The following is a 21,566-nucleotide window of genomic DNA, read 5'->3' as shown; positions in this document are numbered from 1 at the left end:
TCCCACCTGCTCTTGCCGGGGCGAGAAACGCTTGCCTACGTTCGGTCCCATGTCCTCTCATGGCCGCGCCGTTCCAGGCGACCCGCTCCCGACGGTCGACCTGGACATCGACCTGAGCTCACATGAACTGCTCCGGCGCGCTCATGTCCTGGACGCTCTCGGCCCCGACTGGGATCCCGTCGCCGCGCTGCGCGGTGAGGAAGCGGCGTACGAGCTGCTGTATTCCGGCCTGAGCGCGGAGCAACAGCGCGTGTACGACGAGCTGGTCTCGGCCGGCGTGCTGCCGCGGAGAGGCGGCGGCGATGCTGCCGCTTGACCCGCAGGCGGACATCGGGCGCCGCGCCTGGGTGGCCTGCCCGAACTGCGACGACCGTCGCGGGTGCGCCACCTGCGAGCAGGGGCGCACCTGTTCCGAGCACTGGCGCTACCTGCTGTCCCACATGGGCAGCCTGCTCCACCTCCAGTGCCGGTCGTGCACCCACATCTGGACACATGAGACCCACTTCGGTGCCACCCGCTCCCGATGGGAGCGCATCACCAGCGGCCTGCGACGCATGTGATCATCAGTGGCGCCGTCGGTCGCGGCCAGTGAGGCCGGACGGCGGATCGGCGCCCGCTTTCGGATGATCCCACCGCCTGTCGTCGCGAACGGCAGGCCGCCTTGCCCGAGGATCGCGTCCGGCGGCCATCCCTGCCTGCCGTTCGTCCGTCCCGGAGGCAGCCGTGCACATCCTGCTACTGGCCAGTGCGTTCAACAGCCTCACCCAGCGTGTCCACGCCGAGCTGCGCGACCGTGGCCACACCGTGGCGGTGGAACTCGCCCTGCCCGGCAGCCCGTTGCCCGAAACCGTGCGGCGGCACGCACCGCAGCTCGTCGTGGCGCCGATGCTGAAGACGGCGATCCCCGAGGAGGTCTGGACAGCGCACACCTGCCTCATCGTCCATCCGGGGCCCGTGGGCGACCGCGGACCCTCCTCCCTGGACTGGGCGATTCACGAGGGCGTCGACCAGTGGGGCGTCACCGTCCTGCAGGCCGACGGGGAGATGGACGCCGGTGACGTGTGGGCCTGTGTACCGTGCCGGGTCCCTCCGGTTCCCAAGAGCGAGCTGTACCGGGGCGAGATCGCCGACGCCGCCCTCGAGGCCGTCCTGCTCGCGGTGGAGCGCTTCGCCCAGGGAACCCACGTACCCCGCAAGCAGGACGTGGCGCCCACGGCCGACGCCCGGCTGCGCCCCCGCCCGTACCTCGACCAGAGCGTCCGGCGAATCGACTGGGCCGAGGACTCCACGCAGGACGTCCTGCGCAAGCTGAGAGCGGCGGACTCGCAGCCCGGTGTGCTGGACGTCCTGCTCGGCCGTGAGTGGTATCTGCACGGCGGTCATACCGAGAGCGTGTTGCGCGGCCGCCCGGGCGAGCTGCTGGCCACCAGGGCCGGGGCGGTGTGCCGGGCCACCAGGGACGGCGCCGTGTGGATCCCCGAGCTGCGGCCCCGGCGCATGCCCGGGCAGCCGCCCACGTACAGACTGCCTGCCGTGATGGCACTGGGCGACCTGCTGCCGCCCCTGCCCGATCATGCCCTGCCCCCGTTGCCCGAGGTGCGGCACCACACCTGGACGGACATCCGCTACCGGGAGGACGGGAACGTCGGGTTCCTCTCATTCTCCTTCCCCGGCGGCGCCATGAGCACGGAGCAGTGCCGACGTCTGCTGGACGCCTACCGGGAAGCGTGCGAGAGGCCCACGTCCGTCCTGGTACTGGGCGGCGAACGGGACTTCTTCTCCAACGGGATCCACCTGGGCGTCATCGAGGCCGCGGACGACCCCGCCGCCGAGTCCTGGGCGAACATCAACGCCATCGACGATCTGGTCGAGGCGGTCCTGACGACGACGGACCGGCTGGTGGTCGCGGCGGTCGCGGGCAACGCCGCGGCGGGCGGGGTGATGCTCGCCCTGGCGGCCGACGAGGTGTGGTGCCGCTCGGGCGCCGTACTGAACCCTCACTACCGCCTGATGGGCCTGTACGGCTCGGAGTACTGGACGCACACCCTGCCCCGCAAGGTGGGTGCCGCGACGGCCGAACGGCTCATGTCCGAGGCTCTGCCGGTGAGTTCGGCGGGCGCGCTGCGCCTCGGGCTCGTCGACCGGGTGGTCGACTGCTCTCCCGACGAGTTCGCGCGGGAGGTCGGGGGCCTGGCGGCCCGGCTGGCGTCACTGCCGGCGACGGCGTCACGGATCACCGCGAAGAAGACGGAGCTGGACCGGCTGGAGAGCGTGACCCCGCTGGCCGGCTTCCGTGAGCGGGAGCTGGCCCGCATGCGCCGGACCTTCGACGACCCGGACGCCCCCTACCACTCGCTGCGTCGTGCCTTCGTCCACAAGGAGCGGCCGGCGTGCACCCCGCCGCACCTCGGTTCCACCCAGGTTGCGCAAACCGGTCCGACCCCCTCCGCGGCGGATGTCACCGGAACGGCCCTCCATGGCGTCACATCACGGCCGAACGGCTGATACGAAGAAAAGCGATGGTCGAAATCTGGGCCTTCATCCCTTACCTCCCCAGGAGGGTCCCATGACTGAGGCGAGGCCGGACACGGTCGGCGCTGCGGACGCGAGCGGCGCGCCCGCCGACGAGACACCCACGATCCACATTCTCTGGATCAACGCGGGCCTGAGCTGCGACGGTGACTCGGTCGCGCTGACGGCGGCCATGCAGCCCAGCATCGAGGAGATCGTGCTCGGTGTGCTGCCCGGTCTTCCGAAGATCGCCGTCCACTGGCCGCTCATCGACTTCGAGTGCGGTCCGGTCGGCGGCTCGGACACGTTCATCGAGTGGTTCTTCAAGGGGGAGCGGGGCGAGATCGACCCGTTCGTCCTGGTCGTCGAGGGCTCCGTCCCCAACGAGGCGATCAAGCCCGAGGGCTATTGGTGCGGCTTCGGCGACAACCCGGAGACCGGCCAGCCGATCACCACCAGCGAGTGGATCGACCGGCTCGCCCCGAAGGCACTGGCGGTCGTCGCCATCGGCACCTGCGCCACCTACGGCGGCATCCACGCCATGGCGGGCAACCCGACCGGCGCGATGGGCGTGCCCGACTACCTCGGCTGGGACTGGAAGTCCCACGCGGGCATCCCCATCGTGTGCGTCCCCGGCTGTCCGATCCAGCCCGACAACTTCTCCGAGACGCTCACCTACCTGCTCTACCAGGCGGCCGGCGCCGCCCCGATGATCCCGCTGGACGACAAGCTCCGCCCGACCTGGCTGTTCGGGGCCACCGTCCACGAGGGCTGCGACCGCGCGGGCTACTACGAGCAGGGCCAGTTCGCCTTGTCGTACGACTCGCCCACGTGCCTGGTCAAGCTCGGCTGCTGGGGCCCGGTCGTCAAGTGCAACGTGCCCAAGCGCGGCTGGATGAACGGGATCGGCGGCTGCCCCAACGTCGGCGGCATCTGCATCGCCTGCACCATGCCCGGCTTCCCCGACAAGTTCATGCCGTTCATGGACGAACCCCCCGGCGCCAAGGTGTCCAGCAACGCCAGCGGAGCGTACGGCGCCGTGGTCCGCAAGCTGCGGTCGATCACCGCAAAGACGGTGGACAAGGAGCCCAAGTGGCGCCGCACCGGAGACAAGATCACCACGGGATACCGACCGCCGTGGTGATCCGCCGCACGTAATCCGCTCCCCGCTTCGTGCACCCCCCACTCGAACCTCCCGCGCAACGAAGGGCACGGCACACAGATGGCACCGACGACGAAGGCGGCCGGCGACGGCAGCGGCCTGGTGGAGATGGCCTGGGACCCGATCACCCGGATCGTGGGCAGCCTGGGCATCCACACGAAGATCGACTTCAAGCAGAAGCGGGTCGCGGAGTGCTACAGCACCTCGTCGGTCTTCCGTGGCTACAGCGTCTTCATGCGCGGCAAGGACCCTCGCGACGCCCACTTCATCACCAGCCGCATCTGCGGCATCTGCGGTGACAACCACGCCACCTGCTCGGTGTACGCGCAGAACATGGCGTACGGCGTGAAGCCCCCGCACCTCGGCGAGTGGATCATCAACCTCGGCGAGTCCGCGGAGTACATGTTCGACCACAACATCTTCCAGGAGAACCTGGTCGGGGTGGACTACTGCGAGAAGATGGTCAAGGAGACCAACCCCGGGGTTCTCGAACTCGCCGAGCGCACCGAGGCCCCGCACGCGGGCGAGCACGGCTACCGCACCATCGCCGACATCATGCGGTCGCTCAACCCCCTGGAGGGCGAGTTCTACCGCGAGGCCCTCCAGGTCAGCCGCTACACGCGCGAGATGTTCTGCCTGATGGAGGGCCGCCATGTGCACCCCTCCACGCTCTACCCGGGCGGCGTCGGAACCATCGCCTCCGTGCAGCTCTTCACCGACTACCTCAGCCGGCTGATGCGCTACGTGGAGTTCATGAAGCGCGTCGTGCCCCTCCACGACGACCTGTTCGACTTCTTCTACGAGGCGCTGCCCGGGTACGAGGAAGTGGGCCGCCGACGTGTCCTGCTCGGCTGCTGGGGCGCGCTCAACGACCCCGAGTACTGCGACTTCACCTACGCCAACATGACCGACTGGGGTCGGCGCATGTTCGTCACCCCCGGCATCATCGTGGACGGCAAGCTCGTCACCAACGACCTCACCGAGATCAACCTCGGCATCCGCATCCTGCTGGGCAGCTCCTACTACGAGGACTGGCAGGGCCAGGAACAGTTCGTCACCCATGACCCGCTCGGCAACCCGGTGGACCCGCGCCACCCGTGGAACCAGCACACCATCCCCACCCCGCAGAAGCGGAACTTCGACGACAAGTACAGCTGGGTCATGTCCCCGCGCTGGTTCGACGGCAAGGACCACCTCGCCCTGGACACCGGCGGCGGCCCCATCGCCCGCCTGTGGTCGACCGCCCTGTCCGGTCTCGTCGACATCGGGTACGTCAAGGCCACCGGCCAGAGCGTGGTCATCAACCTGCCCCGCACCATGACCAAGCCGGAGACCACCTTCGAGTGGAAGATCCCGAAGTGGTCCAACGCGCTGGAGCGCAACCGCGCCCGCACGTACTTCCAGGCGTACGCCGCCGCCGTCGCCCTGCACTTCGCGGAGAAGGGACTGGCGGAGGTCCGCGCCGGACGCACCCAGACCTGGGAGAAGTTCGAGGTTCCCGACGAGAGCATCGGGGTCGGCTTCACCGAGGCGGTCCGCGGTGTCCTCTCCCACCACATGGTGATCCGGGACGGCAAGATCGCCAACTACCACCCGTACCCGCCGACGCCCTGGAACGCCAGCGTCCGGGACACCTACGGCACGCCCGGCCCGTACGAGGACGCCGTGCAGAACACGCCCATCTTCGAGGAGAACACTCCGGAGAACTTCAAGGGCATCGACATCATGCGCGCCGTCCGCAGCTTCGACCCCTGTCTGCCCTGTGGCGTCCACATGTACGTCGGGGGCGGCAAGACGGTGAAGTCCATGCACGTGCCCACCGGCCTGAGCGGACTGGGCGGATGAGCGCGGCCGGCTCCACGGAGCAGACCGGGCGCCGGGTCGAGGAGATCCTCGACAGGCTGGCCGAGAGCGGCGACCCGGCCGCGGCCGCCGCGGCAGAGGAACTCGTCCGGTCCCTCATGGACTTCTACGGTGCCGGCCTCGCCCGCATCCTCAACCTGCTGTCCGGCGCTCCCGGCGAAGCAGCGGCACGCCTCCTGGGCGACGACCTGGTCGCGAGCCTGCTCGTCCTGCACGACCTGCACCCCGAGGACCGCGACACCCGCATCGTCCGCGCCCTCGACGGTGTCCGGGACCACCCCCTGGAGGTGGTGGGCTTCGACGAGGAGAGCGGCACCTTGACCGTGCGGGCCCGGGAAGCCGGTGGCTGCGGTTGCGGCTCCGGCACGGGTGCCCGGGAGGCCGCGGAGGCGGCGCTCGCCTGCTTCGCACCGGAGGTCAGGGCGGTCGACGTACAGACCGCCCCCGCGGAGCCGACGCTCCTCCAGATCGGCACCGCACCGACGGGGGCCCGATGACGGCGTCCCCGGCGACGCGCACGCCCGGCCTGCGGAGGTTCCTCACCGAGAGGCCTCCGCAGCCCGAGCGGTGTGAGCTGTGCGCCGTGGCGGTGGAGGCGGGCCACCGTCATCTCGTCGACATCGAGAATCGCGCCCTCGTCTGCGCCTGCCCTCCATGCGCGCTGCTGATGGAGCAGCCGGGCGCCGCCGCCGGCCGCTTCCGTACGGTCCCGGCCCGCTACCTCACCGACCCCGAACACCGCCTCGACGAGAGCACGTGGGAGGCGCTGCAGATCCCGGTCGGCGTCGCCTTCCTCTTCCGCAACGCGGCGCTCGACCGGCTGGTCGCCCTCTACCCGAGCCCGGCCGGAGCCACCGAGAGCGAACTCGAACCGGCCACGTGGACCGACGTCCTCGGCGGCAGCCGCCTCGCCGAACTGCTCGAACCCGACGTCGAGGCGCTGCTGCTGCGCCGCACCGACGGCCGCTTCGAGTGCCACCTCGTACCGATCGACATCTGCTACGAACTCGTCGGCCGTATGCGCCTGTTGTGGCAGGGCTTCGACGGCGGAGCCGAGGCCCGCGCCGCGCTCGACGCGTTCTTCGCGGACGTCGCGCGACGTGTCCGGCCCGTGGGCGAGGTGGGTCACCCGTGACCGCGTTCTCCTTCGCCTGCACCGGCGTCCGCGCCGACCAGTACGCCGCCGGACCGACCCTCGTCTTCCGGCTGCGCGTCACCGCCGCCGACAACGCGCGCGTGCACGCCCTCGCATTGCGCTGCCAGATCCGCATCGAACCCGCCCGCCGCGGCTACGAGCCCGCCGAGGCCGACGGTCTCGCGGACCTCTTCGGCGAGCGCTCACGCTGGGGCAGCACGCTCCAGCCGGTGCAGTTCGCCCAGGTCTCGGTCATGGTCCCGAGCTTCACCGGAGAGATCGAGACCGACCTCGTCGTGCCCTGCACCTACGACATGGACATCGCCGCCACCCGCTACCTCACCGCCCTCACCGACGGTGAGGTCCCCCTGCTGATGCTCTTCTCCGGTACGGCGTTCACCGGAGACGGCGGCTTCCAGGTGGAGCCCGTCCCGTGGGACCGCGAGGCGGCCTTCCGGATGCCCGTCACCGCCTGGCGGGAGATGGTCGAGCAGCACTTCCCCGGCTGCGGCTGGATCCGGCTGCCCCGCGACACCATGGACGCCCTCCTCGCCTACCGCTCCCGGCACGCCCTGCCCTCCTGGGAGGCGACCGTCGCGGCGCTGCTGGAGGTGGGTGCAGACCCGCCCGCGCACGACCCGCTGCGCGCCCTCACCGCCACCACCGGAAGGACCGATCCGTGACCGTGACCGCGTTCGCCCCCGAGACCGAGGAGCGCCTCGCTCTCGCCCGGCAGGTGGCCGACGCCGTCCTCTTCGAGGGCTATGTGCTCTACCCGTACCGCGCCTCGGCGGCCAAGAACCGGCTGCGCTGGCAGTTCGGTGTGCTCGTGCCGCCCGGCTGGGGCACCGAGTGCGAGGAGCACGACTTCCAGCACACCGAATGCCTGATGGAACCGAAGGCCGGGGCGACCCTCTCGGTCGAGGTGCGCTTCCTGCACGCCCGAAGGCGCACGGTGCAGCGGGCCCGTTCGGACGGCGGTTTCGACGCCGTGCCCGAACTCCGCCTCGACGACCGGGTGTTGGTGCCCTGGGACGAAGGAGGCGAGGAGCGCGTCGAGGTGGTCGCCGCGGTGGACGAGCTCCTCGGTGACGGCGTCACGCATCCCTTCCGGCTCCCCGCCCGCGAGGACACCGAGCCGGTCCTGGACGAGGCCGGTCGCGCCGTCGGCCGACTGGTGCGGCGGTGCGAGGAGATCAGCGGGACCGTACGGCTGTCCGCCCGCGAACTCGACGGCCCCTACCGGGTGTTGCGACTGACCGCCGTCGTCGAGAACACCAGCGACTGGACACCGCCCGAAGGCCGCGGCACGGATCGGGAAGCGGCGCTGCCGCGCTCCCTGGTGGCCACCCACCTCCTCATGGCCCTCAGCGCCGGATCATTCCTCTCTATGACCGATCCCCCCGAGTGGGCGAAGGGCGCGGTCGCCGCCTGCCGCAACCTGCACACCTGGCCCGTACTCGCGGGTGAACCCGGCCGCGCCGACCTCGTGCTGTCCTCGCCGATCATCCTGGAGGACCATCCGGCCATCGCGCCGGAGAGCCCCGGCGCGCTCTACGACGCCCTGGAGATCGACGAGATCCTCGCGCTGCGCACCGCGGCCCTCACCGACGAGGAGAAACGCGAGGCCCGCGGTACGGACGAGCGGGCGGCCGCCGTGATCGAGCTGGCGGACTCGATGCCCCCCGAGGTTCTGGAGCGGCTGCACGGGGCGGTGCGGAGCCTGCGCGAGGTGACCGGTCCCGGCCCCGCTGCCCCGGACGGCGGCTTCCCCGACGAATACGGGGTGATGCGGCCGGACACCCCCTGGTGGGACCCCGCGAGCGACGCGGGCTTCGACCCGGCGCAGGACCGGGTGGTCGTGGACGGCCGGTCGGTGGGCCAGGGCAGCCGCGTCGAGTTGCGTCCTGGGGCGCGCCGCACCGACGCGCAGGACATCTTCCTGCGGGGCCGCACCGCGAAGGTCGAAGCGGTGCTGCACGACGTGGACGGCGGGGTGCACCTGGCGGTCACCGTCGAGGGCGACCCGGGCGCCGACGTCCGCCGTGAGCAGGGACGGTTCCTGTACTTCCAGCCCGACGAGGTCACACCGCTGGAGGACGAGGTATGAACCTTCCCCCACCGCCTGGTCCAAGGACGCTCGTGGCGGGCATCGGCAACGTCTTCCTCGGGGACGACGGCTTCGGCGTGGAGACCGCGCGCCGGCTCGCCGAGCGCGACCTGCCCGGACACGTCGAGGTAGTGGACATCGGGGTGCGCGGGGTGCACCTCGCCTATCAGCTGCTGGACGGCTACGACACCCTCGTCCTCGTGGACGCCACGGCACGCGGCGAAGCCCCCGGCACCCTGTACGTGATCGAGCACGACGTCGGCGGCGGGAGCCCTTCACCCGCCGCCCCCGCGCTGGACGGCCACCGGATGACCCCCGACACCGTCCTGGCACTGCTGGGCACCCTGTGCGCCGGAACCGGTGGCGAGCCACCACGCCGCGTCCTGGTCGTGGGATGCGAACCGGCCTCGGTGGACGAGGGCATCGGTCTCAGCCCGCCGGTGTCCGACGCCGTACCGGAGGCCGTCCGGCTGATCGAAGAGCTGCTGCGGGACGGCCAGCCGTCCGTGGCGCAGGCCTCAACCGCTGAGGCTCCGACATGAGGAGAGACGGGATGAAGAAGATCGTCATCGGCGGAGCGGCCGTAGCCGCCATGGTCGCTGTCGTCGTCGAGGTACTTCCCGACCTGAGGCGCTACCTGCGCATCAGACGGATGTGAATCGAAGCCGCCGCCGGTGTGCCGCGCGGTTGGGTCGAACGGCTTACCCTCCGGCCGGCAACGGCGTGCCGGGCCGTGCGACCGGCCGCGCGCGCCTCTAATGAAGGCCGACCGGAGGCAGCCGCGGACGGGAGGACGGAAACCATGCACGAGATGTCCATCGCGCTGGCCGTCGTCGACCAGGTGGAAGAGGCCGCCACACGGGCAGGTGACGTCACGGCGGTGCGATCGGTACGGCTCCAGGTGGGCGAACTGGCCGGAGTCGTACCCGACGCACTCGCCTTCTCCTTCGAACTGGCCTGCGCCGGAACCCTGCTGGAAGGCGCCGAGCTGATCACCGAGGCGGTGCCCGGGCGGGCCCGCTGCACCCCCTGCGCACACGAATGGGCCGTCGGCATGCCGCCCCGGCTGACCTGCCCCGCGTGCGGCGGTACGCGGACCGACCTGCTCGCGGGCCGGGAACTGCAGATCGTCGACGTGCACTGGGAGGACGGCCTCGGCCCCGCGCACACGCCCACCCGCGAACCGATCTCCGAGGAGCGCTGAACCATGTGTCGTGTCGTCGACCTGCGGCAGGCCGTACTCGCGAAGAACGACGCGAGCGCCCACGAACTGCGCGCGCACCTCGCGGCTCGGGGCATCGCGCTCGTCAACCTGCTGTCCAGTCCGGGCAGCGGCAAGACCGCGCTGCTGGAGCGCGAACTGCTGCTGGCGCGGGAGCGGGCCGTTCCCGTCGCGGCGCTGAGCGCCGATCTGGCCACCGAGAACGACGCGGCCCGGCTGGCGCGTTCGGGCGTTCCCGTCAAGCAGGTGCTCACCGACGGACTGTGCCATCTGGAGGCGGGGATGCTCGCCGGGCACCTGGACGGGTGGCTGCCCGACGACACCCGGCTGCTGTTCGTGGAGAACGTCGGCAACCTGGTCTGCCCGGCCTCCTACGACCTGGGGGAGACCCTGAGGGTCACCCTCGCCTCCGTGACGGAGGGCGAGGACAAGCCGCTCAAGTACCCCACCGCCTTCGGCCTCGCCCACCTCGTGGTGGTCACCAAGACCGACATCGCGGAGGCCGTCGAGTTCGACGAGGCGGCGTTCCGCGCGAATGTCGAGCAGGTCAACCCCGGAGTCGAGGTGATCCTGACGTCGGCACGCCGGGGGCTGGGGGTCGGCGCGCTGCTCGACCGGGCGCTGGCCGCGATGGACGGGACACCGATCCACTCACCGGTCATGACCCGGCAGCCTCACCCGCACACTCACGCGCACCCGCACCCGGAGGCCACCGGCACCATGGCCCACACCCACTCGTGAGCGGTCCGCAGGCTCCCACCACCGTCGCCGAGCACACCCCACGACGACGCCGGGTCACCGTCCGGGGAGTGGTACAAGGCGTGGGCTTCCGGCCCTACCTCTACGGCCTTGCCACCGAACTTGCCCTGGCTGGACACGTGACCAACACTCCCGAGGGCGTCGTCGCGGAGGTCGAGGGCAACGCCTCGGCCGTGGCCCGGTTCTGCGACCTGATCGCCGCCCAGGCGCCGCCGCTGGCCCGCGTGGAGGCCGTCCACCACCGGGAGATGCCGCCCATCGGCGGCACCGGGTTCACCATCCTCACCTCGCGCACCGGCGGACCGGCCCGCACCCTGGTCTCCCCCGACTCGGCCACCTGTGCCGACTGCCTCGCCGAGCTGGCCGCCCCGGCGGACCGCCGCTACCGGCACCCGTTCGTCAACTGCACGCACTGCGGCCCGCGCTTCACGATCGTCACCGGCGTGCCGTACGACCGGGCGAACACCACCATGGCCGGCTTCGCGATGTGCGCCGACTGCGCCCGGGAGTACGAGGATCCGGCCGACCGCCGCTTCCACGCGCAGCCGGTCGCCTGCCCGGCCTGCGGGCCCCGTCTGAAGCTGGTCCTCGACCAGGAGGCAAGGCTCGGCGAGGTCGAGGGGACGGACCCGGTCACCGGGGCCCGCGCGCTGCTGAAGCGGGGAGCGATCCTCGCCGTGAAGGGCCTGGGCGGCTACCACCTGGCCTGCGATGCCTCGAACCAGGAGGCGGTCGCCCTCCTGCGCCGACGGAAGGCGCGCGGGGACAAGCCGTTCGCCGTCATGGCCAGGACCGCGGACGATGTCCGTCACCTCGTCCGGCTGAGCCCTGCGGAGCGGAGCCTGCTCGAAGGCCGGGCCAGACCGGTCGTCCTGCTGAGGCGGCGTCCGCACGCCGGCGGGGATCCCCGTCCCGCCGAGGCCGTGGCACCCCGCAGCCCCGACCTCGGCGTGATGCTGCCCTACACGCCCGTGCACCATCTGCTGCTCGGTCTGCCCGGCGACCCGGACGGCCCCGGACTGCTCGTCATGACCAGCGGCAACCTGTCCGGTGAGCCCATCGTCACCGACGACGACGAGGCGCTGGAGCGACTCGCGCACCTGGCCGACGCCTGGCTCACCCACGACCGGCCGATCCACGTCCCGTGCGACGACTCCGTGGTCCGCGTCTGCGACGGGGAGCCATTGGTGATCCGCCGCTCGCGCGGCTACGCCCCGCTGCCGGTATCCCTCCCGCTGCCCGTGCGGCCGGCCCTCGCCGTCGGCGGAGACCTGAAGAACGCCTTCTGCCTCGGGGCGGGCCGGCAGGCCTGGCTGTCGGCGCACATCGGCGACATGGACGACGTCGGCACACAGCGGGTCTTCGAGCGCGCGGTGGCGCAGCTGGAGTCCATTACCGGGGTGCGCACCGAGACCTTGGTCTCCGACCGGCATCCCGGCTACCGCTCCGCCGGATGGGCCGACCGGAACGCGGCGCACCGGCCCGTCGTACGCGTCCAGCACCATCACGCGCACATCGCCGCCGCCATGGCCGAGCACGGACTGGACGGCACCCGGCCGGTGATCGGCGTCGCCTTCGACGGCACCGGCCACGGCGACGACGGCGCCGTGTGGGGCGGGGAGTTCCTGCTCGCGGACTACGACCGCTTCACCCGGTTCGGACATCTCGCGTATGTTCCCCTGCCCGGTGGTGACGCCGCGGTGCGCCGGCCGTACCGCATGGCGCTGGCCCATCTGAGGGCGGCCGGGATCGACTGGTCCGACGACCTCGCCTGTACGACCGCCTGTCCTCCCCACGAACTCCACGTTCTGGAAAGGCAGTTGGAGCGCGACCTGAACTGTGTCCCCACGTCCAGCATGGGCCGCCTCTTCGACGCCGTGTCCTCGCTCGCCGGGGTGTGCCACCGAGCCGGATACGAGGCACAGGCCGCCGTCGAACTGGAGGGGGCGGCTCTGTACGCACCGGCCGACGACACCACCGCGTACGCCTTCGCCCTGCACGCGTCGCAGGAGAACCGGGACGGCGCCGTACGGGCCGATCCGGCACCCGTACTCGCGGCGATCGTCGACGACCTGCGCGGGGGCGCCGAGCCGGCCCTGGTCGCCGCGCGCTTCCACCGGGGTGTGACCGGCCTGGTGCACCGGATGTGCGCGCGGGCGCGGGAGCGGCACGGGCTGGACACGGTCGCCCTGACGGGAGGCGTGTTCGCCAACACGCTGCTCTCCTCGACTTGTGCCGCCACCCTGCGCGAGGACGGCTTCACGGTCCTGCGGCACCACCTGGTGCCGCCCAACGACGGTGGTCTGGCGCTGGGCCAACTGATGGTGGCCGCACGCGCCACCCCTGGTCCCACTCCCACCGACTGAGCAAACGCGCGACCACAGCGAGGAGAGGCTCATGTGCCTGGCGGTACCCGGCAGAGTGCTGGACATCGAGGAACGGGACGGCACCCGGATGGCCACCGTCGACTTCGGCGGCGTGGTCAAGGAGGTGTGCCTGGAGTACCTGCCCGACCTCCAGGTCGGCGAGTACGCCATCGTCCACGTCGGTTTCGCCCTGCAACGGCTGGACGAGGAGTCGGCGCGGCAGACGCTCGAACTCTTCGCCGAACTCGGCTTGTTGCAGGAGGAGTTCGGCGACGCCTGGGAGATGGCGGCGACGGAGGCGGGCGTCGACCCGGTGGAAGAGGTGCGCAACCAGTGAAGTACATCGACGAGTTCCAGGACCCTGAGCTGGCACGCCGGCTGCTCGACGACATTCACGCCGCGGTGACCAGACCGTGGGCCCTGATGGAGGTGTGCGGAGGGCAGACGCACAGCATCATCCGACACGGCATCGACCAACTCCTGCCGGACAAGGTGGAGTTGATCCACGGGCCCGGCTGTCCGGTGTGTGTGACTCCGCTGGAGGTCATCGACAAGGCACTGGAGATCGCCTCCCGACCGGAGGTGATCTTCTGCTCCTTCGGTGACATGCTGCGGGTGCCGGGCACCGGACGGGACCTGTTCCAGGTCCGCGGAGAGGGCGGTGACGTGCGCGTCGTCTACTCACCGCTCGACGCGCTGCGGATCGCCCAGCAGAACCCGGACCGCCAGGTGGTGTTCTTCGGCATCGGCTTCGAGACGACCGCACCACCCAACGCCATGACGGTCCATCAGGCCCGGAAACTGGGCATCCCGAACTTCAGCATGCTGGTCTCCCATGTCCGCGTTCCGCCCGCCATCGAGGCCATCATGTCGTCGCCGAGCTGCCGGGTGCAGGGCTTCCTCGCGGCCGGCCATGTCTGCAGCGTGATGGGCATGGGGGAGTACCCGGAACTGGCGGAGCGCTTCCGGGTGCCGATCGTCGTGACGGGCTTCGAGCCCCTGGACATCCTCGAAGGCGTGCGCCGTACCGTCCGGCAGCTGGAACGCGGTGAGCACACCGTCGACAACGCCTACGCCCGTGCCGTTCGCGCGGAGGGCAACCCGGCCGCCCGGGCCATGCTGGAGGACGTCTTCGAGGTCACCGACCGCGCCTGGCGCGGCATCGGCGTGATCCCGCAGAGCGGCTGGCGGCTGGCGCCGAAGTACCGCGCCTACGACGCCGAGCACCGCTTCTCCGTCGAGGGCATCCGCACGCAGGAGCCGGCCGAGTGCCGCAGCGGAGAGGTCCTGCAGGGGCTGCTCAAGCCGCACGAGTGCGAGGCCTTCGGCACGCTGTGCACGCCTCGTACGCCGCTGGGGGCCACCATGGTCTCCAGCGAGGGAGCCTGCGCCGCGTACTACCTCTACCGGCGGCTGGACATGCCCGCCACCAAGGTCCAGGAGGCGACCCCCGTTGTCTGACACCACCGATCTCCCCCTCCCCGCCCTGGACGTCGAGGCGTGGACGTGTCCGGCGCCGCTGCGGGACCGGCCGCGGGTCGTCATGGGCCACGGCGGCGGCGGAGTGCTCACCGCCGAACTGGTCCAGCAGATCTTCGCTCCCGCTTTCGGGGGCGAGGTGCTCGCCCAGATGGGTGACGCCGCCGTCCTGTCCCTGGGTGGTGCCCGGCTGGCGTTCTCCACCGACTCCTACGTGGTGCGGCCGCTGTTCTTCCCGGGCGGCAGCATCGGCGACCTGGCGGTCAACGGCACCGTCAACGACCTCGCCATGAGCGGTGCTCGCGCCGCCTACCTCTCCTGCGGATTCATCCTGGAGGAGGGCGTCGAGCTGGATGTGGTCACTCGGGTGTCCGAGGCTCTGGGGGCGGCCGCGCGCACCGCCGGTGTGGAGGTGGCCACCGGGGACACCAAGGTGGTGGAGGCGGGCCACGGTGACGGGATCTACATCAACACCGCGGGCATCGGTCTCGTCCCGGCCGGCGTCGATCTGCGCCCTCAGCGGGTCGTCCCCGGAGACGTCGTGATCGTCAGCGGCGCCATCGGCGTCCACGGGGTGGCGGTCATGAGCGTACGCGAGGGACTGGAATTCGGAGTGGAGATCAAGAGCGACTGTGCGGCACTCGGCGGCCTGGTCGACGCCATGCTCGCTGTCACCCCTGATCTGCACGTCCTGCGCGATCCGACCCGGGGCGGCCTGGCGGCCTCGCTCAATGAGATCGCGCAGGCCTCCGGCGCCGGGGTGGTCATCCAGGAGCGCGATGTCCCGGTCCCGCCGGCGGTGGCCAACGCCTGCGCCATTCTCGGACTGGACCCCATGTACATCGCCAACGAGGGCAAGCTGGTGGCCTTCGTCCCGCGCGAGCACGCCGACGCCGTCCTCGCGGCGATGCGCGCCCATCCTCTGGGCGCGGACTCCGTGATCATCGGCGAGGCCGTGGAGGAGCATCCCGGCATGGTCGTTGCGCGCACCGGCCTGGGAGGGACGCGGGTGGTCGATCTGCCGATCGGGGAGCAACTGCCGCGGATCTGCTGACAGGGGCGTCGCTGGACGAGGAGCCTGCCGTCCGGGCCCGGTCGGAGGGTCGATCCGGTCAGCGCCCGGGCGGCGGATCCTGTGGGTCCACGCCGGTCTTGGCGGCAGCGTCCTTCGTGCCGCTGGGGCGCTGGGAGCGGCCCTTGGGTCCGGTGTCGCGCCTGCCCTTCTCGTCCGCGTGGCCGTATTCCTCGCCGCTCGCGTTCGGGCTCTTGACCGTGTCACCGGGGACGGACTTCGTCTCCTCGGCGGACTTCGTCCGGCCCGGACCGGGCTTGCCGGCGTGCTCGGGACGGAAGGAGCGTTCGGCGCTCGGGTTGTCCTGCTGGCGCGTCTCGTCCACATCGGGCGACCAGCCGTGCTGTCCGGTGCCCTGGTGCCGGCTGGGACCCGTTCCGTGCGGTGGCTCGGACGAATGAGGTTTCTTCGACATGGTCGATCCGCCTTTTCACGGTCAGTGGGGGGCATCGGCATCGGTGACGTGTTTCCCGAGTTGAGTCGATTATTCCACCTTGCAATGTTTTGAGCATTTCACTTCAGGGAGGTGGAGCTCGTTCTTGTTTCAGGCGGAGGTACCGGTGACCGCGGTGCCGGACCTGGTCAGTGTGTACGTCAGTCGCGTCCCGCTCCAGAAGTGGAAGGTGAGGGTCACGGTGGCGCCGTCGGTGACCTCGCCGAAGAACGCGGTCGGCAAGGTGATCGTGCCCGCGGTGCAGTCCGGCGTGAAGGCCACGTTGAACTGCTTGTACGTCGTCCAGGACTGCGGGCCGGCGGGGCTGCCGTCGGCGTATACGGCTTCCATGGTCGCCAGCTTGTCCCCGTTGAACGCGGTGGGTATCACCAGCGAGGCGGTCGTACCCGTCGCGCTCGTCAGCACCGGCTTGTCATAGGTGATGACGTTGACGGCCCAGGGAGTTCCTTCCGTGAACTGGAGGGACAGGACGGCATTCGTGCCGTACTCCTGCGACGCGGTCAGCCTGCCGAGCGTCGCCGCCGCGATCGTCAGCGTGCTGCCGCTGACGGTGTAGTCCACGCCCCGGACCAGATGACGGGTGCCGACATCGATCCTCGTCAGCCTGGTGCCGTTGAGGTTCAGCGTGATCGTCGCGTCCGCCGGGGTCCTGCCCTTGGGCACGAAGAGCTGATCGGTGGAGGCGGTGCCGGAGCGTCCGGTCCAGCTCGACCGTATCTGCGCATAGAGGCTCGGGTCGTTCCATTGCAGGGTGCGGCGGTTGAAGCGACTGCCGTTGTCCCACAGCATCGTGGTCAAGCCCCGGTATCGCGCGTAGTGGCCGAGATACTCGAGGTACTTGAGCGTCTCTCCCTCCTCGACCGTGCCGGGGCCGGAGTCCCAGCCGAGCAGCCCGTACTCACCGACGACGGCCGGGATCCCGTTGGCCACGAAGGCCTTGTGGACCAGGTCGAACGTGTCGGCCAGGTCCTGCTGGGTGGCCGCGTTGAAGGTCGTGTAGCCGGCGAGGTTCACGCTGAAGGGCCAGAAGCTGTAGTAGTGGACCGAGGCCACGAGATTCGGGTCGTCGAGCGCGGCGAAGGTGGCGAGCAGGCTGTCGATCTTTGCCTGATCCGGGGTGTCCCCCAAGGTCGGCATGACAAGCAGCCGGTCGGCATTGCCTCCGCCGGTCGAGCGCACAACGGAGTGGAAGGTCGTGTTGAGCTCGTTCATCAGAACGGCGTTCTGCTCGTCGCCTGAACTGCCGGTGAAGAAGGGCTCGTTGACGCTCTCGAAAAGCAGTCGGCGCGACTCGTCCCGGAAGGTGGCCGCGATCTGCTGCCAGGTTGCCGTGTACTGGGCCAGCACCGCGTCATGCTGGGCCGGCATGTTCAGTACCCACTGCCACGCGTCACCGTGCATGTTGATCAGAACGTGGAAACCATCGGCCAGGGCCCAGTCGACCACCTCCTTGATCCTGGCCAGGAACCTCGGGTCGAGGGTGTAGGCCGGGGCCGGGCCCTCGTGCTGGCCCCAGGTCACCGGGATCCGGATGCTCCTGAAGCCCTGCGCCTTCAGCCTGCGGAAGAAGGCCCGGGTCACTCGCGGGTTGCCCCACGCCGTCTCGTCGGCGCCGATGGCCTCGAAGGTGTTGCCCAGATTCCAGCCCGGCTGCATGTCTGCGACCACGTCCAGCGCGGACGCGGACGCGGCGGAACCAGCGGACCGGTCGGCGGCCTGGGCGGCCGACGGGGTGGACAGCGCCGCGACGGCGAGGGCCGCGGAGGTCGTCATGGCCTGGCGGCGAGTGAAACCGGCTGAACTCGGCATAGAGCTCTCCATCGAGTCGAAAGGCCTGCCCTCATGTCGGGGCGTCAACTCAACGTCGAAGCGCTTCGACACGTTGCGGGAGCCTAGCGCAGCCAGGCGACAGAGAGAATGGGCTGATCCGTATGGAAACTGCATCGAGTCCGAGAAACCTTGCGTCGAAGCGCTTCCCTGTCATAGACGTCAGCTCATCCGACGCCGACGCCGACGCACCCGGGAGCGCCCGCGCAGGGCTGTTGCTGCTCGGTGGTGATCGCGGCGCTTCCGCCGGCTTGGGGGTCCCTGTCAGTGACCCCCTCAGCAGGGACTCCCACGCGCCGGTGACAACCGGTTTTGTTGGTGGTGCACCGCCCACGACGGTGTGAACGGCCCGGAACGGCGCTGCTTGCGCCGCCGGTCTCCCGCCCCCTCACGGCGCCGTCGGCGCCGTGAGCACCAGAGCCAGAAGGACGATCATGCGTCGATTCGCCAAGCCGGCCGCCGTAGTCACGGCGCTGGGAGCGCTCAGCCTCGTGGCCTTCGGATCGGGAGCCTCGGCCGACACGGCCGACCGCACCACCGGCTCCGGGTCACCGTCTCGCGTCACGGCGGAATCCGTCCCCTGGAACCACGGGAGCGCTCAGCTGAACAAGCGCATCATGGAGCGCTACACCAGCGAGTACCTGCCCGGTCGCAATCCCGCTCTGGCGAGCAGGTTCGTCAGCCCGGACATCGTCGTGCACTCCGGCGGCCGGACGTGGCAGGGCCGGGACACCTATCTCGACATCGTCGCAGCGAACCTGAAGGCGTTCGCCGACCTCAAGTGGACGGTCGAGGACATGCGGGCCGAGGGCGACACCGTGGCCGTCCGCTACACCATGACGGGCACCCACGAAGGACCCTTCGCCGGGGTCGAGGCGACAGGCAAGGCCATCCGCTCGGAGAGCATGGCGTTCTACCGCCTGTCCCACGGCAAGATCGTCGAGGAGCGCGCCCAGCTCGACATGCTCGGCATCCTTCGGCAGATGGGCGCCATCCCCGCCGCCTAGCAGCGGAGCGCGGTACTTCACCTGCATCCCCCCACGCCGAGGTGGTGACCGGCGCTTCGCCGCGCCCTCGGCACGCACATGCGGAGAACCAAGGAACAGGACACCCCCATGCCATCGAAACTGACCGGCACCGTCGCTCTCGTCACCGGTGCGAGCAGCGGTATCGGCGAGGCCACCGCCCGCCAACTCGCCGAGCACGGTGCCTCCGTGGCCCTCGTGGCCCGCCGCAAGGACCGTCTGACCGCGCTCGCCGCCGAGATCGAGAAGTCCGGTGGAACCGCGCTGGTGGTGGAGGCCGACATCACCGACCGCGCCCAGGCCGAGGCCGCCGTCGAGCAGACCGTCGCGCACTTCGGCCGGCTCGACACCCTCGTCAACAACGCCGGCCTGATGCTGCTGGGCCCGATCGTCGGCGCGGACGCCGAGGAGTGGGAACGCATGATCGCCGTCAACGTGCAGGGCCTGCTCCACACCACCCGCGCGGCCCTCCCGCACCTGCTCCAGGCCGCCGAGGACGGTCCGCGCCGGGTCGCCGACATCGTCAACATCAGCTCCATCGCCGGCCGCGTCGCCTGGAACGGCTACGGCGTCTACAACCTCACCAAGTTCGGGGTGAACGGCTTCACCGAGTCCCTGCGCCAGGAAGTCACCCAGCGGCACCTGCGCGTCGGTGTCCTGGAGCCGGGCGGCGTGAACACCGAACTGGACTCGCACAACAGGCCCGAGATCCACGGCGGGATGATCCAGCCCTTCCTCGACACGACCGAGATCCTCGCCCCCGAGGACATCGCCGACGGCGTCACCTACATGGTCACCCGGCCCCGCCACGCCTCCGTCGCCGAACTGTGGATCATGCCCACCGACCAGGCCTGACGGCCCTCACGACAAGGAGTATCCGATGAAGCACGTATCACTGGGCGGGCTCGACGTCTCGCGTATCGGTCTGGGCGCCATGACCATGGCCGGCGTCTACACCACCGGCGGAGGGCTCGACGACGCCGAGTCGATCCGCACCATCCACCGGGCCCTGGACCTCGGCGTCACCCACATCGACACCGCCGAGATCTACGGCCCCTTCCACAGCGAGAACCTCGTCGGCAGGGCCCTCAAGGGCCGCCGCGACGACGTCGTCATCGCCACGAAGTTCGGCCTGGTCTCCCACGCCGGCGACGGCCCCGGCGCCATCGACAGCAGCCCCGCCAACGTCAGGACCGCCGTCGAAGGCTCCCTCGAGCGACTCGGCACCGACCATATCGACCTCTACTACCAGCACCGCGTCGACCCCAACACCCCCATCGAGGAGACAGTGGGCGCGCTGGCGGAGCTGGTCGCCGAGGGCAAGGTGCGCCACATCGGACTCTCCGAAGCCGGCCCCGACACGATCCGCCGCGCCCACGCCGTCCACCCGGTGGCCGCGCTGCAGACCGAGTACTCGCTGTGGACCCGTGACGTCGAGGCCGAGATCCTCCCGCTGCTGCGCGAGCTCGGCATCGGCTTCGTGCCCTATTCCCCGCTCGGCCACGGCCTGCTGACCGGACAGATCCGCACCGTCGACGACTTCACCGACGACGACTGGCGCAAGACCAACCCCCGCTTCACCGGCGAGAACTTCCAGCGCAACCTGGCCATCGTCGACGAAGTCCGCGCCATCGGCGCCGAGATCGGCGCCACCCCCGCCCAGACCGCACTGGCGTGGCTGCTGTCCCGCGGCGACGACATCGCCCCCATCCCCGGCACCCGCCGCGTCACCCGCGTCGAGGAGAACACCGCCGCCGACGCCGTCGAACTCACCCCGGCCCAGCTCGACCGCCTCAACAACCTCACACCGGCCGCGGGCGAACGCCACGACGAGGCCAACATGTCCAGCATCGACCGCTGATCGCTGACCCGCGTCCGCCACCCATCTCACCGATCACTGAAAAGGTTTCTCCTCATGTCCAAGGTTCTTCTTGTCGTAGGCCACCCCGACCTGTCCCAGTCGAGGGCCAACGCGGCGCTCGTGGACGCCGTCCGCGATCTGGCCCATGTCACGGTGCACGACCTCTACGCCACCTACCCCGACTTCCGGATCGATGTCGCCGCAGAGCAGGCGCTGCTGGCCGAGCACGACGTGATCGTCTTCCAGCACCCGGTGTTCTGGTACAACACCACCCCTCTGTTCAAGCAGTGGCAGGACAAGGTCTTCACCTTCGGCTGGGCCTTCACCATCGACGGCTCCACTTCGCAGCTGGCCGGCAAGAAGGCCGTCGTCGCGGTCACGACCGGTGTCCCCGCCGATCACTACACGCCCGAAGGCTCGAACCAGGCCACCATCGAGACCCTCCTCAGCAACTGGGAGGCGACCCTGCGGCTGTGCCAGTTCGACATCCAGAAGCCGATGGTCAAGGTGTACGGCGCCGCCTTCGGCCTCTCCGACGAGGACCTGGCCACTGCCGCCAAGCAGTACAACGAACTGCTCGCTTCCTACGCAGCCTGACGCACTCCCACCACCGCGGCGCCCGCTCTCGAGGTGACGCGGTGGTGCCGGGTCACACCGGCCCGGTGAAACGGCGGGCGCTACGCCGATGCGGATCAACCGCTCGGCCGCAACCACCGTGAC

Annotated in this window: 23 protein-coding genes; 21 read left to right on the top strand and 2 right to left on the bottom strand. The window is 70.3% G+C overall.

From position 1 onward, the window contains the following. Positions 1–49 precede the first annotated feature (49 nt). The 17 genes from ACGFWE_RS06255 (at position 50) to hypE (ending at position 15,661) form a co-directional block, all read left to right on the top strand. Entirely contained in the window at positions 50–316 is a 267-nt protein-coding gene (locus ACGFWE_RS06255; protein ID WP_352381000.1) for a DUF6400 family protein, read from the top strand. Then, on the top strand, positions 303–560 hold the full coding sequence (locus tag ACGFWE_RS06250) for a hypothetical protein (protein WP_393598258.1): 258 nt from the start codon (positions 303–305) through the stop codon (positions 558–560). Before ACGFWE_RS06255 ends, ACGFWE_RS06250 begins: the two co-directional genes overlap by 14 nt. A 163-nt stretch (positions 561–723) precedes the next feature. After that, a complete protein-coding gene (locus tag ACGFWE_RS06245) occupies positions 724–2,505 on the top strand; it encodes an enoyl-CoA hydratase-related protein (RefSeq protein ID WP_393598256.1) in 1,782 nt (593 codons plus the stop codon). Between the two features lie 61 nt (positions 2,506–2,566). After that, positions 2,567–3,655, top strand: coding sequence for a hydrogenase expression protein HypE (locus tag ACGFWE_RS06240; protein WP_352380994.1), 1,089 nt, complete (start codon positions 2,567–2,569; stop codon positions 3,653–3,655). 78 nt (positions 3,656–3,733) lie between these two features. Next, positions 3,734–5,518: a nickel-dependent hydrogenase large subunit gene (locus tag ACGFWE_RS06235; RefSeq protein WP_393598254.1), complete on the top strand. Its 1,785-nt coding sequence runs from the start codon at positions 3,734–3,736 to the stop codon at positions 5,516–5,518. After that, on the top strand, positions 5,515–6,033 hold the full coding sequence (locus ACGFWE_RS06230) for a hypothetical protein (RefSeq protein WP_393598252.1): 519 nt from the start codon (positions 5,515–5,517) through the stop codon (positions 6,031–6,033). Before ACGFWE_RS06235 ends, ACGFWE_RS06230 begins: the two co-directional genes overlap by 4 nt. Beyond that, on the top strand, positions 6,030–6,671 hold the full coding sequence (locus ACGFWE_RS06225) for a DUF5947 family protein (protein ID WP_393598250.1): 642 nt from the start codon (positions 6,030–6,032) through the stop codon (positions 6,669–6,671). Before ACGFWE_RS06230 ends, ACGFWE_RS06225 begins: the two co-directional genes overlap by 4 nt. Then, positions 6,668–7,354, top strand: a complete 687-nt coding sequence (locus ACGFWE_RS06220) for a DUF6084 family protein (protein ID WP_352380988.1) — start codon at positions 6,668–6,670, stop codon at positions 7,352–7,354. The genes ACGFWE_RS06225 and ACGFWE_RS06220 overlap by 4 nt, the downstream gene beginning before the upstream one ends. Further along, positions 7,351–8,781 (top strand): hypothetical protein, encoded by a 1,431-nt coding sequence (locus ACGFWE_RS06215; protein ID WP_393598248.1) that lies wholly within the window; start codon positions 7,351–7,353, stop codon positions 8,779–8,781. The genes ACGFWE_RS06220 and ACGFWE_RS06215 overlap by 4 nt, the downstream gene beginning before the upstream one ends. Further along, positions 8,778–9,323 (top strand): hydrogenase maturation protease, encoded by a 546-nt coding sequence (locus tag ACGFWE_RS06210; RefSeq protein WP_352380984.1) that lies wholly within the window; start codon positions 8,778–8,780, stop codon positions 9,321–9,323. The genes ACGFWE_RS06215 and ACGFWE_RS06210 overlap by 4 nt, the downstream gene beginning before the upstream one ends. A gap of 11 nt (positions 9,324–9,334) precedes the next feature. Then, complete coding sequence (locus ACGFWE_RS06205; RefSeq protein WP_371563411.1) at positions 9,335–9,439, top strand: DUF6893 family small protein; 105 nt, start codon at positions 9,335–9,337, stop codon at positions 9,437–9,439. 144 nt (positions 9,440–9,583) lie between these two features. Beyond that, the gene (locus ACGFWE_RS06200; RefSeq protein ID WP_393598246.1) at positions 9,584–9,985 is read left to right on the top strand and encodes a hydrogenase maturation nickel metallochaperone HypA; all 402 of its coding nucleotides are present in this window, start codon (positions 9,584–9,586) and stop codon (positions 9,983–9,985) included. Between the two features lie 3 nt (positions 9,986–9,988). After that, positions 9,989–10,744: a hydrogenase nickel incorporation protein HypB gene (gene hypB, locus ACGFWE_RS06195; protein WP_352380980.1), complete on the top strand. Its 756-nt coding sequence runs from the start codon at positions 9,989–9,991 to the stop codon at positions 10,742–10,744. Beyond that, positions 10,741–13,128 carry a carbamoyltransferase HypF gene (hypF, locus tag ACGFWE_RS06190; RefSeq protein WP_393598244.1) on the top strand — a complete coding sequence of 796 codons (2,388 nt, stop codon included), beginning with the start codon at positions 10,741–10,743 and terminating at the stop codon, positions 13,126–13,128. Before hypB ends, hypF begins: the two co-directional genes overlap by 4 nt. Before the next feature lie 31 nt (positions 13,129–13,159). Next, the gene (locus ACGFWE_RS06185; RefSeq protein ID WP_266444001.1) at positions 13,160–13,465 is read left to right on the top strand and encodes a HypC/HybG/HupF family hydrogenase formation chaperone; all 306 of its coding nucleotides are present in this window, start codon (positions 13,160–13,162) and stop codon (positions 13,463–13,465) included. After that, positions 13,462–14,589 carry a hydrogenase formation protein HypD gene (gene hypD / locus ACGFWE_RS06180; protein WP_352380976.1) on the top strand — a complete coding sequence of 376 codons (1,128 nt, stop codon included), beginning with the start codon at positions 13,462–13,464 and terminating at the stop codon, positions 14,587–14,589. Before ACGFWE_RS06185 ends, hypD begins: the two co-directional genes overlap by 4 nt. Next, positions 14,582–15,661, top strand: coding sequence for a hydrogenase expression/formation protein HypE (gene hypE / locus ACGFWE_RS06175; RefSeq protein WP_393598239.1), 1,080 nt, complete (start codon positions 14,582–14,584; stop codon positions 15,659–15,661). The genes hypD and hypE overlap by 8 nt, the downstream gene beginning before the upstream one ends. Before the next feature lie 58 nt (positions 15,662–15,719). Here the strand turns inward: hypE and ACGFWE_RS06170 are convergent, their stop codons facing one another. Both ACGFWE_RS06170 and ACGFWE_RS06165 read right to left on the bottom strand, forming a co-directional pair. Further along, a complete protein-coding gene (locus ACGFWE_RS06170; RefSeq protein WP_393598237.1) occupies positions 15,720–16,094 on the bottom strand; it encodes a hypothetical protein in 375 nt (124 codons plus the stop codon). Positions 16,095–16,223: 129 nt separating this feature from the next. Next, positions 16,224–17,942 (bottom strand): cellulase family glycosylhydrolase, encoded by a 1,719-nt coding sequence (locus ACGFWE_RS06165; protein ID WP_393598235.1) that lies wholly within the window; start codon positions 17,940–17,942, stop codon positions 16,224–16,226. Positions 17,943–18,394: 452 nt separating this feature from the next. Here ACGFWE_RS06165 and ACGFWE_RS06160 point away from each other — a divergent pair, with 452 nt between their 5' ends. From ACGFWE_RS06160 to ACGFWE_RS06145, 4 genes are all read left to right on the top strand, one after another. Further along, positions 18,395–18,967 carry an ester cyclase gene (locus ACGFWE_RS06160; RefSeq protein WP_393598233.1) on the top strand — a complete coding sequence of 191 codons (573 nt, stop codon included), beginning with the start codon at positions 18,395–18,397 and terminating at the stop codon, positions 18,965–18,967. Positions 18,968–19,075: 108 nt separating this feature from the next. Further along, positions 19,076–19,840: an SDR family NAD(P)-dependent oxidoreductase gene (locus tag ACGFWE_RS06155; RefSeq protein ID WP_393598231.1), complete on the top strand. Its 765-nt coding sequence runs from the start codon at positions 19,076–19,078 to the stop codon at positions 19,838–19,840. A gap of 25 nt (positions 19,841–19,865) precedes the next feature. Next, positions 19,866–20,846, top strand: a complete 981-nt coding sequence (locus ACGFWE_RS06150) for an aldo/keto reductase (protein ID WP_352380964.1) — start codon at positions 19,866–19,868, stop codon at positions 20,844–20,846. 54 nt (positions 20,847–20,900) lie between these two features. Then, positions 20,901–21,443: an NAD(P)H-dependent oxidoreductase gene (locus ACGFWE_RS06145; protein ID WP_352380962.1), complete on the top strand. Its 543-nt coding sequence runs from the start codon at positions 20,901–20,903 to the stop codon at positions 21,441–21,443. Positions 21,444–21,566 lie beyond the last annotated feature (123 nt).

It is taken from the genome of Streptomyces sp. NPDC048523, assembly GCF_043199815.1.
Taxonomy (GTDB): domain Bacteria; phylum Actinomycetota; class Actinomycetes; order Streptomycetales; family Streptomycetaceae; genus Streptomyces.
The sequence above is the reverse complement of the archived record's forward strand: the minus strand, read 5'-3'. Positions and strand labels throughout refer to the sequence as shown.

What these genes read in the sequence shown, in the direction of transcription:
- ACGFWE_RS06255 (WP_352381000.1), top strand. Translation starts at nt 50, where the DNA reads ATGTCCTCTCATGGCCGCGCCGTTCCAGGCGACCCGCTCCCGACGGTC.
- ACGFWE_RS06250 (WP_393598258.1), top strand. Translation starts at nt 303, where the DNA reads ATGCTGCCGCTTGACCCGCAGGCGGACATCGGGCGCCGCGCCTGGGTG.
- ACGFWE_RS06240 (WP_352380994.1), top strand. Translation starts at nt 2,567, where the DNA reads ATGACTGAGGCGAGGCCGGACACGGTCGGCGCTGCGGACGCGAGCGGC.
- ACGFWE_RS06235 (WP_393598254.1), top strand. Translation starts at nt 3,734, where the DNA reads ATGGCACCGACGACGAAGGCGGCCGGCGACGGCAGCGGCCTGGTGGAG.
- ACGFWE_RS06230 (WP_393598252.1), top strand. Translation starts at nt 5,515, where the DNA reads ATGAGCGCGGCCGGCTCCACGGAGCAGACCGGGCGCCGGGTCGAGGAG.
- ACGFWE_RS06225 (WP_393598250.1), top strand. Translation starts at nt 6,030, where the DNA reads ATGACGGCGTCCCCGGCGACGCGCACGCCCGGCCTGCGGAGGTTCCTC.
- ACGFWE_RS06210 (WP_352380984.1), top strand. Translation starts at nt 8,778, where the DNA reads ATGAACCTTCCCCCACCGCCTGGTCCAAGGACGCTCGTGGCGGGCATC.
- ACGFWE_RS06205 (WP_371563411.1), top strand. Translation starts at nt 9,335, where the DNA reads ATGAAGAAGATCGTCATCGGCGGAGCGGCCGTAGCCGCCATGGTCGCT.
- ACGFWE_RS06200 (WP_393598246.1), top strand. Translation starts at nt 9,584, where the DNA reads ATGCACGAGATGTCCATCGCGCTGGCCGTCGTCGACCAGGTGGAAGAG.
- hypB (WP_352380980.1), top strand. Translation starts at nt 9,989, where the DNA reads ATGTGTCGTGTCGTCGACCTGCGGCAGGCCGTACTCGCGAAGAACGAC.
- ACGFWE_RS06185 (WP_266444001.1), top strand. Translation starts at nt 13,160, where the DNA reads ATGTGCCTGGCGGTACCCGGCAGAGTGCTGGACATCGAGGAACGGGAC.
- ACGFWE_RS06170 (WP_393598237.1), bottom strand. Translation starts at nt 16,094, where the DNA reads ATGTCGAAGAAACCTCATTCGTCCGAGCCACCGCACGGAACGGGTCCC.
- ACGFWE_RS06165 (WP_393598235.1), bottom strand. Translation starts at nt 17,942, where the DNA reads ATGCCGAGTTCAGCCGGTTTCACTCGCCGCCAGGCCATGACGACCTCC.
- ACGFWE_RS06160 (WP_393598233.1), top strand. Translation starts at nt 18,395, where the DNA reads ATGCGTCGATTCGCCAAGCCGGCCGCCGTAGTCACGGCGCTGGGAGCG.
- ACGFWE_RS06155 (WP_393598231.1), top strand. Translation starts at nt 19,076, where the DNA reads ATGCCATCGAAACTGACCGGCACCGTCGCTCTCGTCACCGGTGCGAGC.
- ACGFWE_RS06150 (WP_352380964.1), top strand. Translation starts at nt 19,866, where the DNA reads ATGAAGCACGTATCACTGGGCGGGCTCGACGTCTCGCGTATCGGTCTG.
- ACGFWE_RS06145 (WP_352380962.1), top strand. Translation starts at nt 20,901, where the DNA reads ATGTCCAAGGTTCTTCTTGTCGTAGGCCACCCCGACCTGTCCCAGTCG.